Genomic DNA, 15,117 nt, shown 5'->3' with positions numbered 1-15,117 from the left:
TACTACTTCCGCCGCTCTGTGGCCTTAATCGCGAGGTCGCGCATCGCGTCGTGGACCGGCTTTGGCACGTCTGCGTTGGTGAGGTGATCAAGCCCAGACTCGGTGAGCCGAGTAATCTGCTGCTCAATCTGCTCGACAGCACCGGTGTCTTGAATGATGCTGGACAGTTTGGCGATCTCAGATGGGTCCGTCGCGGTGCCCACACCGGCACGCAACGCGGCAGCGGCAGCGGGGTCGGCCTCGTCGGCACGCGATAAGGCCAAGGACAGCAGCACCGTGCGCTTGCCCTCCCGCAAGTCATCCCCGGCGGGCTTGCCGGTTACCGAAGGATCACCGAATACGCCGAGAAGATCATCACGTAGCTGGAATGCGATGCCGATGTCGCGCCCGTAACCGCGGAACGCGTCGATCGTCTCCGCCGGTGCCCCGGCCAGCGCCGCACCGAGGTGAAGGGGACGTTCGATGGTGTAGGCGGCCGTCTTAAAGCGGTTCACGGCATTAGCCAGCTCGGGGCTTTCATCGCCGGTAGCTTCCAGAGTGATGTCCAGCAGCTGTCCGCCGATGACCTCAGTACGCATCCCGCGCCACGGCTCTGCGGCCCGGTCCAGGGCTTCGTGGCTCAAACCGGAGTAACGCCACATGTCCTCCGCCCACACCAAGGCCAAATCGCCGACCAAGATTGCGGTGGACTGCCCGAAGTGCAGCGAACTGCCTGCCCACTGAGCATCCGAGTGGACCTTCTCCACAGCACGGTGGACGGTGGGATTGCCGCGCCGGGTGTTGGAGGAGTCAATGATGTCGTCGTGAATCAGGGCGCATGCTTGGATGAACTCAAGTGAGGACACGGCGCGCAACACGGCGTGAGGGTCTTCGGAGGTGTTTTCCAGACCACCGCCACCGACGAAGCCGGCCCAACCGTAGAGCGGGCGGACGCGCTTGCCGCCGCCGAGCACGAATTTGTGCAGGTGTTCCACAGCGCGAGTGACCGGGGTACCAATCTTGGCGATGTCTGCATCACGTTCGCTCAAAAACAGGCGGAGTTCCTCCGCGACGGCCGTGGGGACTTCATCGAGGGTGAGATTTCGGAAATCCTGAGTTGCGCTCACGCGAGACACTCCTGAAACGTTGTAGTGAAGTATTTTGCTCTAACACTACCTATCGGCTTATTGCTGTTGGGGAAGTGGCAAAGGGCGCGCCAAAATGGCAAAGGGCCGAGCATCGCCGTGATAGAAGAAATCGCGCAGCACATCTTCGAAATCGAAGGACCGATACAGGCCGAATGCCGCATTTTTCTCATCGGGAACCTCCGGCGTGGAGAGCATGGCGTAGGACGCAGGGGCGTTCCACAGGAGCTCGGTGAGCAGGGCACGTCCGATACCACGCACTTGGAGCTTAGGTGTGACGTGAATTTCGGCGACTTCAAAATAGTCGCGCAACATCGCTTCTTGCTCGGGCGTGGCTCCTCCGCGCTCGCGGAAGCCGCGCCGCAGTTGCTGATCCCACCAGCGGTCGGGGTGCCCAATGAACCCATAGGCCACCCCGACAACGTGCTCGTTGAGCATCGCGACGATCGCGGTAAAGCCTGGTTGGTAGATTTCGGAGCGCCAGACACGGATTCTGTCGTTGCGGATGCCTGGGGCGTAGCCCATGGCATCGATGTAGATGTCGACAAGGCGGGGAACCAGGATCGAAAACTCTGGACCGCTGAGACGGCGCAACGTAACACTCACATGTTCTATCGAACCATGTTGACGCGTTTTTCGCGTAAAAATCCTCCTGATCGACTGCTTGGCCTGCCGAAATGTCAAAAAATACGAACGTATGTTCTATTGTTTGGAACGTATGTCCGAGGCGCGTTCTAGGGTGAAACCACATTAAATAAAGGAAAGGAAATTTAGGACATGAACAGCGTTATCTCGGCTACCACCGGCTCGGTGATGGGGGCTCCGACGGCCCATGGTCGAAGCTTGAAGCGAGTCGACGGCTTCTTAGTCTCCGCTGAATCCCTCTTGGCGTCAGCTTCGGAGCATTTAGCAGGTGGAAAGGGCGACCTTGCCCTGGAGGATGCTTACCGGGCGGCATTGCGGGTGGCCGGCGCGGTCAACGCGGCATCGCCCATTATTGCGAAGCGGAAGCGCTTGCCGACGAGCGCCTGGGACAAATTGGCCCTGACAGGGGAAGGCGCGAAGGCGTGGGCTGGCCAATTTAGGCGTTACTCCGCATTGCGTGGACGCGTTGCGTCAGGGATTGTCACGCAGCCGCCTCGAGAGGACGTGGTCGCGTTACTGGATCTTGCGTATGCGTTTTACGACGAGACCGTGTTTGGCCCGGGTGGTTCTGCTGTAGCTTAACGGTGGGGATGTGGGGCTAGTGAGGAGTGAGGTGTGGGGTAGAGCGGCGCATGAGAGATTCCCCCTCTGGGAACAAAACAGATACGCTATACGTTGAGAAGTTAGAGAGTTCGAATCGGACTTTTAACACCACTACAGCGGGAGGAATCGTGGCCCTTTCAGAGCAGGAACAGCGCGCGCTCCGTGAGATAGAGCAGTCGCTACTGGCAGACGATCCTAAATTTGGCGCGCAAGTTTCAGGTAGCTCGTCGTTTGGGGGTGGAACTGGCACCGGCAAAATTACACTGCGTGGTGTCTCCCTTGTCGTCGTGGGGCTCGTACTTCTCGTTGCCGGTGTCGCATTGGCGCAGGTGAATCTGTGGCTCATCGCGCTGAGCGTGTTGGGCTTTATCGTTATGTTTGGTGCTGGTGTGTGGATTCTGCGCACCCCGAACGATGATGAGCCTGCCGTGCGACGTTCATCTGGCAAGGTGAAGGCCCCGCGTAAAGATGGCGTCAGTTCTCGTATGGAGGAAAACTTCCGTCGCCGTTTCGAAGATAACCAGTAGTCAATTCTTTTCCGGCCTTCTTTGGCCGTAGCGGAATCCCCGTACCTCACTATCTGATGAGGTGCGGGGATTTTTCATGCCTTCGTCGTGCTGTGTACTACCTGGCGCTCCGACCACCCCCTACGCGGGGGTGGCTGGCCGGCCTTGGGGCGCGTCCCACAGTGAGTCAGCGATTAGCCAAAATTCGCGCGATTGCGCGCCTCCCACTTCGCCCCACCCGAGCGCCCCACTTCGCCCCACCTTCGATCCACTTCGCTAAAACCGCAGGTCGTGCGGAGGTCTAGTGGTGCCCAAAAGGTCGGTGAAGGTGTTCTTAAAACGGTTCATTGGTGCCTGTGGGGCGATTGTGACATGCTTTTTGGGGCCGCCACGGGAAAGCCTGCCACTTTAATTTCTTGCCGTTTACCTGCAATAATCGTGCCTAGAAAAAGAATTTCCCGGCCCAATGTGGCCAATGTGGGGCAAAGTGGGTTAAAGTGGGGCCTATCGGCGATCAAGTGGGTAACCACGCGGTAGCTGAAGAAGATTCACACCGGAGTAGTCGAACGAAGGAAGGTGACCCTGGTTGTTTCTGGGCACCTACACTCCCAAGCTCGATGACAAAGGCAGGTTGACCCTTCCGGCCAAGTTCCGCGAGGAGCTGGCAGATGGGTTGATGGTGACGAAGGGGCAAGACCACTCCTTAGCGGTCTATCCCCGGGAAGCATTTGCGGCTCGCGCACGCAAGGCAGCAGCTGTTTCCCGCACGAACCCGAAGGCACGTGCGTTCATTCGTAACCTCGCAGCGAGCGCGGATGAGCAAACTCCCGATGGGTCCGGGCGCATCACCTTGTCGCCGGCGCACCGTGAATACGCAAACCTGTCTAAGGAATGCGTTGTGATCGGTTCGGTGGATTTTCTAGAGATCTGGGATGCGCAGTCCTGGGCTCAATATCAAGAAGAGACGGAAGCTGCGTTTGCCGCAGCGGATGAGGACGACATTCTTTCCGGGCTGCTCTAGCAGTAGCCATCGACGGAGAGCGTGTACGGACTCTGCCCGAAGCGTGAGTCTTTCTGGTGTACTTCCCCGACATCAGAGTGACCGCTTCGGGTAGGGCCCTATACGTTCCCCGTAATGAGTTCAATACCGGCTGTTATTTCCGAAGGGGGTGTTTAGGCCGTGAATCAGATGGATTTCGATATCAATGCTAACCACGGCCATGTCCCCGTCATGCGTGATCGCATGGCCGAACTTCTCGCCCCCGCAGTCGAAGCTTTCGACGACAATGCTGTGATCGTTGATGGCACGTTGGGTGCCGGCGGGCACGCCGAGCACTTCCTCACTGTCTTTCCTCGCGTTCGAGTCATCGGGGTGGACCGCGATCCAGAAGCTTTGCGCGATGCATCGGACCGGCTAGCTAGGTTCGGGGACCGCTTTACGACGATTCAAGCGCGCTTCGATGAAATTGACGAAGCACTCGAAAGTGAAGCTGGTGAAATCTTCGCCACGGCCCGTGACCACGGTGTGGCAGGGGCCCTTTTTGATCTAGGAGTCTCTTCCATGCAGCTGGATCAGGAGGAACGCGGTTTCGCCTACTCGGTGGACGCACCCCTAGACATGCGCATGGACCCGACCACCGGGATCACCGCCGCGGAGATCCTCAACACCTACAACCACGGTGACTTGGCACGCGTTTTAAAGACCTACGGGGATGAGCGCTTCGCCGGCAAGATCGCATCTGCCGTGCTTAAAGAGCGTGAACAAGAGCCTTTTAGTCGCTCGGGGCGCCTCGTCGATCTGTTGTACCGCGTTATTCCGGCGGCGACTCGTCGCACTGGTGGTCACCCGGCGAAGCGCACATTCCAGGCGCTGCGGGTAGAGGTCAATGGCGAACTCGACGCGGTTCGCAACGTCATTCCCTTGATCACTGATTCCCTTGGTGTCGGTGGGCGAGTGGTGTTCATGAGCTATCAGTCGCTGGAAGACAAGATCGTCAAGCAAGCCTTCGCGGATCTGACCGCATCAAAGACCCCACCGGGGTTACCGGTGGACCTACCCGGAACTGAGCCACGATTCCGTGCCGTGACCAACGGTTCCGAAAAGGCAACCAAGGCAGAAATCGACGAGAACCCCCGTGCCGCCCCGGTCCGGGTCAGAGCAATCGAAAAACTAGCAGAGAATTAAGGACTGAAGGGACATGACCATGGGAGCCAGCCGAGACCTGACTGCCGGTTACGACACCGGGGCGAGCGCTACGCTGTTGGATGAGACCACCAGTACCGAGCCAATTTATGCCGACACCACCCGTGACGACACCGCACGGGCGGCGGGGCGATCGTCGGCACGCACCACTGTTCCTCATTCTCCCACGGGATACCGTCCGCGCGTGGCCCCCCACGTCCCCCGCACAAAGCCGGGGCGGTTGGGATCGAAGCAAGTTGTTTCTGTCCGCGGGCGCCGCGTCAATGAGCAACCGGCAGAGGCCAAAAACCGGTTTACGGCAGTCTCGCTCATCGTCTTGCCGCTGCTTGTCTTGGGTGTTGTAGGAGCCATGCTGTTCTCCGCGCTGTCCACCCAGCAAACGTTTGCGATTCAGCAACTTCAGGGTAACGAGACGCAGCTGAACAATGAGATTGAGACCTTGAACCGCGATCTGGAGAATCTGCAGTCCACAGCTGAGGTGGCTCGCCGCGCCAGCGAGGCGGGCATGGTCGTTCCTGTCACACCGGGAATTGTCGATGTAGAAAACGACGGCAGTCTCTCAGAGCGTCGTCCGGCTGATGCAGCAACGCAATCTATCATTGACGTGAACGGTGCTCCGGTCCGGCCAGGACGAGCTTCGAGTGACCCGGACGCCACCGCAGACGTATCAGATTCCCTTGAAGCCCGCCCCCAAAACAGTCAACCAGCACCTATCGACCGCCCTGATCAACAACGCAATGAGGCTCCAGCACCTGCGCCTGCTCCGGCACCAGAGCCGGCCGGGGTGCCATATGCTCCGAATGTGCCGGCACAGTTCTAGTCAGCCGGGTGTTCGTCGACAAGCGATCAGTAGGGGATGGGTACAAGCCAGACAACAAAGCAAAAGTAGGAAAGTAAGCAGGTGACAGACGGCCGTGACTAAGAAGACTTCGCGCGCCACGCGCGCACAAGCACCTGTCGCCAAGCAAAAGACCATCACCAACAACCGACTAAGCATTATCCTTATCGCGTTTGTGGCGGTGGCGGCCGTGCTGATTGCTCGCCTCGCATGGGTTCAGGTGGTCTGGGGGCCTGAACTTTCTGCAGCTGCAGAACAACAGCGCGCCCGCGTCTACGTCGATCCTGCTCGCCGCGGCACCATCACAGACCGCGAGGGCAATGAGCTGGCCTACACGATGCAAGCGCGTTCTCTGACAGTTTCCCCGATCCGCCTCCGCGATGAGATCACGGACCAGGAGCGCACCGCGCTGGAAATCGAAGAGTTGAGCGAGGCAGAAATTCAGGCCCAACTGCCGGCTAAGGTGGAAGACCGCCTGCGCACAATGGCCAATGAGATTCCAAAGATGATCGACGAGGCAGGCGAAACCGGTTCCGATAACGCTGAAGATGTTGATGCGAAAGAGATCTTGGACAAGCTCAAGGCCGATACGCACTATGAGGTGTTGGTCCGCAACGTGGATCCGGATGTTGCCGATGAGATCGCCGGAACCTTCCACGGCGTGGCCGCGGACCACCAGGATATTCGCCAGTACCCCAATGGTGCGATCGCCGAAAATATCGTCGGAAAGGTCTCCATGGACGGCCAAGGCCAGTTCGGCTTGGAGGCTTCCGGCGACGCACTGCTGACGGGCAATAATGGTCGACGAACGGAGGACGTATCGACGGATGGCCAGTCCATCCCGGGCACGCTTCGCGACGAAGTCCCCTCCATCGACGGCAGTGACGTAACGCTGACGGTCGATCTACATCTACAGACGTACGTGCAGCAGCTGTTAGAGCAAGCCAAGGCAAACTCTGGAGCTAAGTCAGCTGAAGCTGTGGTGCTCGATGCTGCCACCGGCGATGTTCTTGCCATGGCCAACACTGGAACCATTGACCCGAATGGTGATCTGGACAAGCAGCTGGAGCAGGGCCGTGACTTCGAAAATGAGTCCATTTCACACCCCTATGAGCCTGGCTCTGTCGCCAAGATCATTACCGCGGCGGCCGCCCTCGAAGAAGGCGTGACCACTCCGGACGAGGTACACCAGGTACCGGGGTCCATCGAAATGGCCGGGATCACCGTGTCTGATGCGTGGGAACACGGCGTTGTGCCGTACACCACCTCCGGCATCTTCGGTAAGTCCTCCAACGTGGGCACCCTGATGATCGCCGAGCGGCTGGGCGAGGAAAAGTTTGCAGAGTACCTCGACCGCTTTGGTGTGGGTCAAACGACTGGTGTTGAGCTGCCTAACGAGTCTTCGGGCCTGTACCCGCCGCTGGAGCAGTGGTCGGGTGGTACATTTGCGAACCTGCCTATTGGGCAAGGCATGAGCTGGACCACCCTGCAGATGGCCAGTATCTACCAAACGTTGGCCAACGGTGGCGAGCGCATTGAGCCGCGCATCATCGAATCTGTCAGGGATGCTCAGGGCAATCCCGTGGAACAGGAAGAGCCGGCCCGCACCCAAGTGGTCAGCCCGGAAACGGCGCGCACCACCGTCGATATGTTCCAGTCCGTATTCCAGGAAGATCCCACTGGGCTGAACTCTGGCACGGCACAGGGGCAGGGTATCGAGGGCTACCAGCTGTCGGGTAAGACCGGCACTGCGCAAAAGGTCGACCCGGATACTGGCGCCTACTCGCAGTCCCAGTTCTGGATCACGTTCGCGGGCATTGCGCCTGCCGACGATCCCCGCTTCGTCGTTGCGGTCATGATCGACGAGCCACAACGTGGACCCATGGAGGGCGGTGCTGGCGGCCAGTCCGCGGCGCCAGTTTTCCGTGAGATCGCCAACTGGCTGATTAACCGGGATAATATTCCACCTAACCCACCGGCTGAAGAGCCAATCATCTTGCAGACGCAATAAGCAGTAAGGAGACCACCCACAATGACAACCCCTGCACACAACGCGCCGTCGCTTGATGAGCTGGCACGCATCGCCTCGGCTCACGTGCACAATGCGCCGGCTCAGCCTGAGCAGCTAACTTTCGAGGCGATCAGCCTAAACTCCGCGGATGTTGAACACGGCGGAATTTTTGCAGCCCTGCCCGGTACCCGTGTCCACGGCGCCACCTTCGCGGGCGAGACCCCAGCTGCAGCAATCCTGACCGATGCGGCAGGTGTGAAGATCCTGCAGGAGGCAGGCGATCGTCGTCCCGTGCTTGTCGTAGACGAGATCCGCGCGGTCCTCGGCACGGTCGCGGCGGAAATCTACGGCCACCCCTCTGCAGACCTGACCGTCCTTGGCGTGACCGGTACTTCCGGAAAGACAACCACCACCTACCTGCTCGAAGCGGGACTGATGGCCGCGGGCCACACGGTAGGCATCATCGGCACCACCGGTACACGGATCGACGGTCGCGAGGTGGCGACGAAGCTGACGACCCCTGAGGCCCCCACGCTCCAAGCGCTGTTTGCGCGGATGCGCGACGAAGGGGTGACGCACGTTGTTATGGAGGTGTCCTCGCACGCTCTGAGCTTGGGCCGCGTCGACGGCACTACCTTCGCTGTGGCGGGCTTTACTAACTTGAGCCAGGATCACCTCGATTTCCATCCGACGATGGAAGATTACTTCCTGACCAAGGCACGCTTCTTCGATCCTGAGTCTGCCGTCCATGCGCAGCGCGCAGTGATCTGTGTTGATGATGCCTGGGGTGAACGCATGGCAGGGCTGGCCTTCAACCCAACCACCGTGGGGACCCGTGGCCAGGACGGTCTGAATGTCTCCGCTACACGCACGCAGCTGGATGCCTCCGGCGCCCAAACGATTGAGATCGATGTTGACGGCACCCGTTACACCACAACGCTGTCCCTCCCCGGCGATTTCAACGTGGCAAACGCAGCGTTGGCAACGGCGATGGCTGCCAACGCCGGTGTCAATGTCCCCGATTTCCTCACCGGGGTAGAGTCTGCGGGCGTACCGGGGCGCATGGAGCGTATCGACGAGGGACAAGACTTTGTCGTGGTCGTCGACTATGCCCACAAACCGGCGGCTGTCGCGGCTGTGTTGGACACGATGCGCGGTCAGGTTGATGGACGCGTGGGCGTGATTGTCGGAGCAGGCGGAGACAGGGATGCGTCGAAACGCCCCATCATGGGTGCGGAAGGGGTTAAGGGGGCAGATTTGGTCATCGTCACGGATGACAACCCGCGGTCGGAAGACCCAGCCACGATCCGCGCTGCCGTGATGGAGGGCGCTCGCGCAGAGTCTGAGACACAAGCCAAGGCCGGCCGTGACGTCGAGCTGCGTGAGGTGGGGCAACGCTCCGAAGCAATCGACCAACTCATTCAGTGGGCTCAGCCGGGCGATGCTGTCATCGTGACGGGCAAGGGCCACGAGGTTGGGCAGATTGTCGGTGATGAAGTGCATCACTTTGACGATCGGGAAGAAGTACGCCGTGCCTTGTCCCAATTCCGGGGCAGGACAGATTAGCTTTTGAAACAGAGACACAATTCCAGTGGCAGGCCACGAAAGAAAGGTAGCTGGGAATGATTCCACTTAGCCTGAACCAGATCGCCGAGATCACCGATGGTCGCGTTGCTGATGCCTCAGAAGGCCATGCTGCAGGACTCGAAGAGTCATCTCTGGTCACCGGGTTCGTGGAGTTCGATTCGCGGAAGGTCACCTCGGGTGGCCTGTTCGTGGCGTTGCCGGGCGCCAACGTGGACGGCCACGATTTCGCCGACACCGCGATGGAGAAGGGGGCCGCCGGCGTGCTTGCTGCCCGCGAGGTAGGTGTACCCGCCGTCGTCGTTCCGCCCGTTGAACGCCGCGCAGACGACAATTCCGACCTCGCTGCTAATGACCCCGATGGTTCAGCCGCGGCAGTCGTCGAAGGGATGAGTAAGCTTGCGCGCCACGTCGCACACGAGCTGGTGAACAATGGAACGCTGACAATTACCGGCGTGACTGGGTCAGCGGGCAAAACGTCGACGAAAGATTTGATCGCCGCTGTCCTCTCTCAGGCTGGTGAGACTGTCGCTCCTCCAGGATCTTTCAACAATGAGATTGGCCACCCCTACACGGTGTTGCGCTGTTCAGAGCGCACCAGTTTTCTCGTCGCTGAGATGTCTGCGCGCGGCATTGGGCACATTGCGCACTTAGCGACGATCGCTCCGCCACGTATTGGGGTGGTCCTCAACGTCGGTACTGCCCACCTTGGTGAGTTTGGCTCCCGAGAAAATATCGCCCAGGCGAAGGGAGAGCTGGTCGAGGCGCTGCCCTCCGCCGCCGATGGTGGCGTGGCCGTGTTGAATGCCGACGATCCCTTTGTCGCTGCGATGGCATCGCGCACCACCGCCCGAGTTGTGCGTTATTCGGCAGCGACGCCCGTAGCGGCGGACGCTGAGTACTACGCCACCAATATTGAACTAGATGACGTGGCGCGGGCCTCCTTCGACATGCACACGCCGGGCAATCCACCGCAGCGTGTCCGCCTCGGGGTGTTCGGTATGCACCAGGTGTCCAACGCGCTGGCTGCCGCAGCAGTGGGCATTGAGTCCGGTATGGATGCAGCAGACGTGGCCGCGGCGCTATCGTCGGCACGCTCTGCCTCTGCTAACCGCATGGACCTGCAAACGCGTGCGGACGGCGTGACCATCATCAACGATGCGTACAACGCCAACCCTGAATCCATGCGTGCGGGCATCGCCGCCCTCGGGTTTACAGCCGCGGCGCGTCCGGGCGCTCGTTCGATCGCTGTATTGGGCGAGATGGGGGAGCTGGGAAATGACTCTGTCGGGGAGCACAAAGCGCTTGCCGACGAGCTGGCACGCTACCGGGTGACCAACCTAGTGGCTGTGGGCGAGAACCCCGCGACGCAGGCGCTGGCGACTGCTGCTGCAGGTCAGGGAGTGCGCGTGAAGCTGGTGCGCGATGTAGATGAAGCAACCGCAGCCGTTAAAGGTATCATTTCCACGGCGCCGCCAGGAGAAGCGAACTGGCACGCGCGTGAAGACAAAGACGTTATTTTGGTCAAGGCCTCAAACGCATTGGGGCTTTGGCGAGTAGCGGAGACGCTACTGGAGAATGAGATAAGGAACTCGAGGTAGGCCATCGTGACACAGATTATTATCGCGGGGATTGTCAGCTTCCTGGTGGCCATTTTCACCACCCCTGTACTGATCAAAATGTTCTCGCGCCAGGGCATGGGCCAAGAAATCCGTGAAGACGGGCCGAAGTCCCATGCGCATAAGCGCGGCACGCCCACCATGGGTGGCGTTGCGATCTTGTTGGCGATCACCGTTGCCTACCTGGTTGCGGGAGCGTGGTCCATGACCACGGGCCGGGGTGGATACACCGCGTCCGGTTGGTTGGTGCTGGGCCTTACGCTGGCGCTTGGGGGAGTGGGTTTTGCCGACGACTTCATCAAGCTCTACATGGGGCGCAACTTGGGGCTGAACAAGACAGCCAAGTTGGTCTCTCAGCTCGTCATCGCGATCGCTTTCGGTCTGCTGGTTCTGCTGTTTCCGAATGCCGAAGGAATCACCCCGGGTTCGACCATGCTGTCGTTCGTCCGCGATATCGATACCGTCGACCTAGCTGTGGGCGGTGGGATCATCGGCACGATTTGCTTCCTTGTCTTTATGTACATCTTGATCGCCGCGTGGTCGAACGCGGTGAACCTGACCGACGGCCTCGACGGGCTGGCAGCGGGCAGCACCACTTTGGTGATGGGCGCCTACACCCTGATTACCTGGTGGCAGTTCCGTAACTCGTGCGCGGTTGCTGCCGAACCTGGCTGCTATAACGTGCGTGACCCGCTAGACCTTGCCGTGCTAGCCGCCGCCGGCATGGGCGCGTGCGCAGGCTTCCTGTGGTGGAATGCCTCCCCGGCGAAGATTTTCATGGGTGATACCGGCTCCCTGGCCCTTGGCGGCCTCGTGGCAGGACTGTCCGTGGCCAGCCACACGCACCTGCTGATGGTCATCATCGGCGCTCTCTTCGTGATTGAAGCCGCATCCGTGGTGATCCAAGTGATCTCCTTCCGCTCTACAGGAAAGCGCGTGTTCCGCATGGCGCCCTTCCACCACCACTTCGAGGCTGGAGGCTGGGCCGAAACCACGGTTGTTATTCGATTCTGGCTGATCACTGGCATCGCCGTGACTTTGGGTATCTCGATCTTCTACACCGAATGGCTCACTAGCTCAGGAGTTGGTTTGTAAATGTCTGTTGCGCGTCCAGACTTCCTCAACGGCCGAGTACTCGTCGCGGGTGCCGGCGTCTCTGGTCTGGGTGCAGCGCGCCTGCTGTGCGGACTAGAGGTAGACACCGTCGTCGCCGACGACAATGAGATCAATCGCCAGAACATCACCACTGTCACAGACGCGCATGCGGTGACGGTGGCAGAAGCGTTGGTGCGTCTCGACGAATACAGCTTGGTGGTCACCTCCCCGGGCTGGCGTCCTGACTCCCCATTGCTCGTCGCCGCTGCCGAGGCAGGCCTGGGCGTGATTGGTGACGTGGAGTTGTGTTTCCGCCTCGACCGCGCCGAGGTCTTCGGACCGCCGCGGACCTGGCTGGTGGTGACAGGCACCAACGGCAAAACAACGACTACGGGCATGCTCGCGGCCATGATGAGTAACGCCGGCCGCCACACCGGTTTGCGGGCAACCGCGTGCGGCAATATCGGGGTCGCCGTCGCCGATGCGCTCACCGACCCAGAACGGATTGATATTTTGGTCGCTGAGCTCTCGAGTTTCCAGCTGCACTGGTCCGAACAGCTCATTCCCGATGGTGGCGTTCTACTCAATCTTGCCGATGACCATATTGACTGGCACGGCTCCTTTGACGACTACGCCACAGCAAAAGCCAAGGTGCTCAAGGCGCCAGTAGCAGTTGCGGGGCGTGACGACGATCGCGTGCGCGAGTTTGCTGAGCGCACAGGGCGTGATGACATCATCGGTTTCACACTGCACCAACCGGAGGACAACCAGTACGGAGTCTCCGACGGCTACTTGGTGGAATCCTGGCAGGGCGCGCAAACCCGGCTCGCACCTGCAACGGGCATTGAACCCGCCGGCGCAGCCGGGCTCTACGATGCCCTCGCCGCAGCGGCTATAGCCCGCAGCTTTGGGGCCACCGCGGAGGACGTGGCAGATGCCCTTAGAAATTTCCAGGTGGATGGGCACCGTGGTGCCACGGTGCACAGCGCCGGTGGCGTCAGCTGGATCGACAATTCAAAAGCCACCAACCCGCACGCGGCGCACTCTGCGCTCGATGGTGCGGGAACCGTCGTGTGGATCGCCGGCGGGCAACTCAAAGGCGCGTCCGTTGACGCTTTGATCACGGCCCACGCCGATCAGTTCCGCGCCGTCGCGGTGCTGGGCGTCGACCGCGACGAGATCGCCCAGACGGTGCGCAACGTGGCCCCCGATGTCCCAATTTTTGTCACTGATTCGACCGACCCAGAACAGGCCATGAATGACGTGGTGAAATTCGCCGCGCAGCACGCGCACGCCGGCGATAGCGTCATGCTTGCCCCTGCGGCAGCAAGCCTTGATATGTACACCGGCATGGCACAGCGCGGCGATATGTTCGCCGCAGCCGCTCGCACGCACGCCAACATTCCGCAGGAGAGGGGATAGCCGTGACCACAACCCGCGAACATTCAACTAAGCCAACCCCACGCCGTTCCAGGCCCGGCCGACTCATTGACCGCGCCTCTGAATGGATGTCCAGCCAGCCCTTGATCGATTACAAAATGATCCGCACCATCGTGCTGGTCCTGGCCGGCCTGGGCGTGGTGATGGTGATGAGCTCCTCGATGACCTGGTCGGTCGTCGACGATGAAACCGTGTGGGTGCAACCAGTCAAGCAGGCTGTGATGGTTGTTGTCGGCCTCATTGTGTTTTACCTTGCGCTACGTATCTCACCTGACCGGGTGCGGCGCTGGTCGCCCTGGCTGATGCTGCTTTCAGTCATCCTGCTCATACTTGTGCTTACCCCGCTGGGGACGGGGCGTGAGTCGGTTGGCTCGCAATCCTGGATCGCCTTGCCTGGTTTCCAGCTGCAGCCCTCCGAGTTCGCCAAGGTCACTATCGCCATTTGGGGCGCCAGCCTGTTGGCCAACAAGGATCCACGCACGGATAACTGGAAGAACAGTTTCGTTCCCTTCGGTTTCGTCGCTGCGATTTGCGCCGTACTGATTGTCCTCCAAGGTGACGTGGGCATGGCAGTATCCTTTGCCATCGTCGTCGGCTTCGTCCTGATCTTCGCGGGCATTAACTGGCTCTGGGTCGGTGTGGTTGCCGCATTCGGTGCAGCACTCATGCTCCTAGTTCTGCTTGCTGGAGGCTTTCGTTCCAACCGCTTCCATGTCTTCTTTGACGCGCTGTTCGGGCGTTTCGACGATACCCGAGGCACAGCGTTTCAGTCCTACCAGGGTTTTCTCTCGCTTGCCGACGGCTCCCTCTTCGGCGTGGGGCTCGGCCAGTCGCGCGCGAAATGGTTCTACCTCCCAGAAGCGAAAAATGACTTCATCTTCGCCGTCATCGGTGAGGAGCTCGGCCTGTGGGGCGGCGCGCTTGTGATCCTCTTGTTCTTGGGTCTGGGCTTTTTCGGCCTGCGCGCCGCGCGCCGGGCAAGTAACCAATACCAGGCGTTGCTCGCAGCAAGCCTGACCGCAGGTGTGGTCTCTCAGGCATTCATCAATATCGGTTACGTGGTGGGGCTGCTGCCAGTTACTGGTATTCAGCTACCAATGATTTCCGCTGGCGGTACTTCCGCAGTGATCACGTTGGGCTCCATGGGGCTGCTCGCCTCGGTGGCACGCCACGAACCACCCGCTGTCTCCGCGATGCAGAATCACGGGCGTCCGGTCTTTGACCGTATCTTTGGAATTTCGGAGCCTGCGGCACCTGGGCAGCACACGGACTCTTCAGAGGAACCGCGCCGTAGAACCCGTTCTCAGTATGGCCAGCCGGTGACGGCACGTCGTCGTGAAGCGCCAGCTCGCGCACGCACGGCTGCGCCGGAAAGGACACGCCGGGCACGAAGCGCAACCAGCGTCGATAAGCGTGTTGCTCCGGAGCACCCGCGTGGTCCTCGATAAT

Annotated in this window: 13 protein-coding genes; 11 read left to right on the top strand and 2 right to left on the bottom strand. The window is 60.3% G+C overall.

The genetic code is table 11. The features are described from left to right. Positions 1-2: 2 nt before the first annotated feature. Positions 3-1,106, bottom strand: coding sequence for a polyprenyl synthetase family protein (locus ACHFGA_RS03590; RefSeq protein ID WP_394281057.1), 1,104 nt, complete (start codon positions 1,104-1,106; stop codon positions 3-5). 57 nt (positions 1,107-1,163) lie between these two features. Then, positions 1,164-1,730, bottom strand: coding sequence for a GNAT family N-acetyltransferase (locus ACHFGA_RS03585; protein ID WP_394281056.1), 567 nt, complete (start codon positions 1,728-1,730; stop codon positions 1,164-1,166). Between the two features lie 171 nt (positions 1,731-1,901). On the opposite strand from ACHFGA_RS03585, the gene ACHFGA_RS03580 reads away from it, so the two are divergent. From ACHFGA_RS03580 to ACHFGA_RS03530, 11 genes are all read left to right on the top strand, one after another. After that, positions 1,902-2,351 (top strand): SAV_6107 family HEPN domain-containing protein, encoded by a 450-nt coding sequence (locus ACHFGA_RS03580; protein ID WP_394281055.1) that lies wholly within the window; start codon positions 1,902-1,904, stop codon positions 2,349-2,351. 149 nt (positions 2,352-2,500) lie between these two features. Next, entirely contained in the window at positions 2,501-2,899 is a 399-nt protein-coding gene (locus ACHFGA_RS03575; protein ID WP_394281054.1) for a DUF3040 domain-containing protein, read from the top strand. Between the two features lie 565 nt (positions 2,900-3,464). Next, complete coding sequence (gene mraZ / locus ACHFGA_RS03570; protein ID WP_018580617.1) at positions 3,465-3,899, top strand: division/cell wall cluster transcriptional repressor MraZ; 435 nt, start codon at positions 3,465-3,467, stop codon at positions 3,897-3,899. Between the two features lie 168 nt (positions 3,900-4,067). Continuing rightward, the gene (gene rsmH, locus ACHFGA_RS03565) at positions 4,068-5,063 is read left to right on the top strand and encodes a 16S rRNA (cytosine(1402)-N(4))-methyltransferase RsmH (RefSeq protein WP_394281087.1); all 996 of its coding nucleotides are present in this window, start codon (positions 4,068-4,070) and stop codon (positions 5,061-5,063) included. Positions 5,064-5,076: 13 nt separating this feature from the next. Beyond that, a complete protein-coding gene (locus tag ACHFGA_RS03560; RefSeq protein ID WP_394281053.1) occupies positions 5,077-5,901 on the top strand; it encodes a hypothetical protein in 825 nt (274 codons plus the stop codon). Between the two features lie 94 nt (positions 5,902-5,995). Beyond that, positions 5,996-7,930: a peptidoglycan D,D-transpeptidase FtsI family protein gene (locus tag ACHFGA_RS03555; RefSeq protein ID WP_394281052.1), complete on the top strand. Its 1,935-nt coding sequence runs from the start codon at positions 5,996-5,998 to the stop codon at positions 7,928-7,930. Positions 7,931-7,951: 21 nt separating this feature from the next. After that, positions 7,952-9,496 (top strand): UDP-N-acetylmuramoyl-L-alanyl-D-glutamate--2,6-diaminopimelate ligase, encoded by a 1,545-nt coding sequence (locus ACHFGA_RS03550; RefSeq protein ID WP_394281051.1) that lies wholly within the window; start codon positions 7,952-7,954, stop codon positions 9,494-9,496. A 56-nt stretch (positions 9,497-9,552) separates the two neighbouring features. Beyond that, positions 9,553-11,115, top strand: a complete 1,563-nt coding sequence (gene murF, locus ACHFGA_RS03545; RefSeq protein ID WP_394281050.1) for a UDP-N-acetylmuramoyl-tripeptide--D-alanyl-D-alanine ligase — start codon at positions 9,553-9,555, stop codon at positions 11,113-11,115. A 6-nt stretch (positions 11,116-11,121) separates the two neighbouring features. Next, positions 11,122-12,228: a phospho-N-acetylmuramoyl-pentapeptide-transferase gene (mraY, locus tag ACHFGA_RS03540; RefSeq protein WP_394281049.1), complete on the top strand. Its 1,107-nt coding sequence runs from the start codon at positions 11,122-11,124 to the stop codon at positions 12,226-12,228. Beyond that, positions 12,229-13,650, top strand: coding sequence for a UDP-N-acetylmuramoyl-L-alanine--D-glutamate ligase (gene murD, locus ACHFGA_RS03535; protein ID WP_394281048.1), 1,422 nt, complete (start codon positions 12,229-12,231; stop codon positions 13,648-13,650). A 2-nt stretch (positions 13,651-13,652) separates the two neighbouring features. After that, positions 13,653-15,116, top strand: coding sequence for an FtsW/RodA/SpoVE family cell cycle protein (locus tag ACHFGA_RS03530; protein ID WP_394281047.1), 1,464 nt, complete (start codon positions 13,653-13,655; stop codon positions 15,114-15,116). Position 15,117: the final 1 nt, after the last annotated feature.

Origin of the sequence: Corynebacterium sp., assembly GCF_043426755.1 — a bacterium.
Lineage (GTDB): Bacteria > Actinomycetota > Actinomycetes > Mycobacteriales > Mycobacteriaceae > Corynebacterium.
The sequence above is the reverse complement of the archived record's forward strand: the minus strand, read 5'-3'. Positions and strand labels throughout refer to the sequence as shown.

Coding starts and splice junctions, on each gene's coding strand:
- ACHFGA_RS03580 (WP_394281055.1), top strand. CDS start 1,902: ATGAACAGCGTTATCTCGGCTACCACCGGCTCGGTGATGGGGGCTCCG.
- rsmH (WP_394281087.1), top strand. CDS start 4,068: ATGGATTTCGATATCAATGCTAACCACGGCCATGTCCCCGTCATGCGT.
- ACHFGA_RS03560 (WP_394281053.1), top strand. CDS start 5,077: ATGACCATGGGAGCCAGCCGAGACCTGACTGCCGGTTACGACACCGGG.
- ACHFGA_RS03550 (WP_394281051.1), top strand. CDS start 7,952: ATGACAACCCCTGCACACAACGCGCCGTCGCTTGATGAGCTGGCACGC.
- murF (WP_394281050.1), top strand. CDS start 9,553: ATGATTCCACTTAGCCTGAACCAGATCGCCGAGATCACCGATGGTCGC.
- murD (WP_394281048.1), top strand. CDS start 12,229: ATGTCTGTTGCGCGTCCAGACTTCCTCAACGGCCGAGTACTCGTCGCG.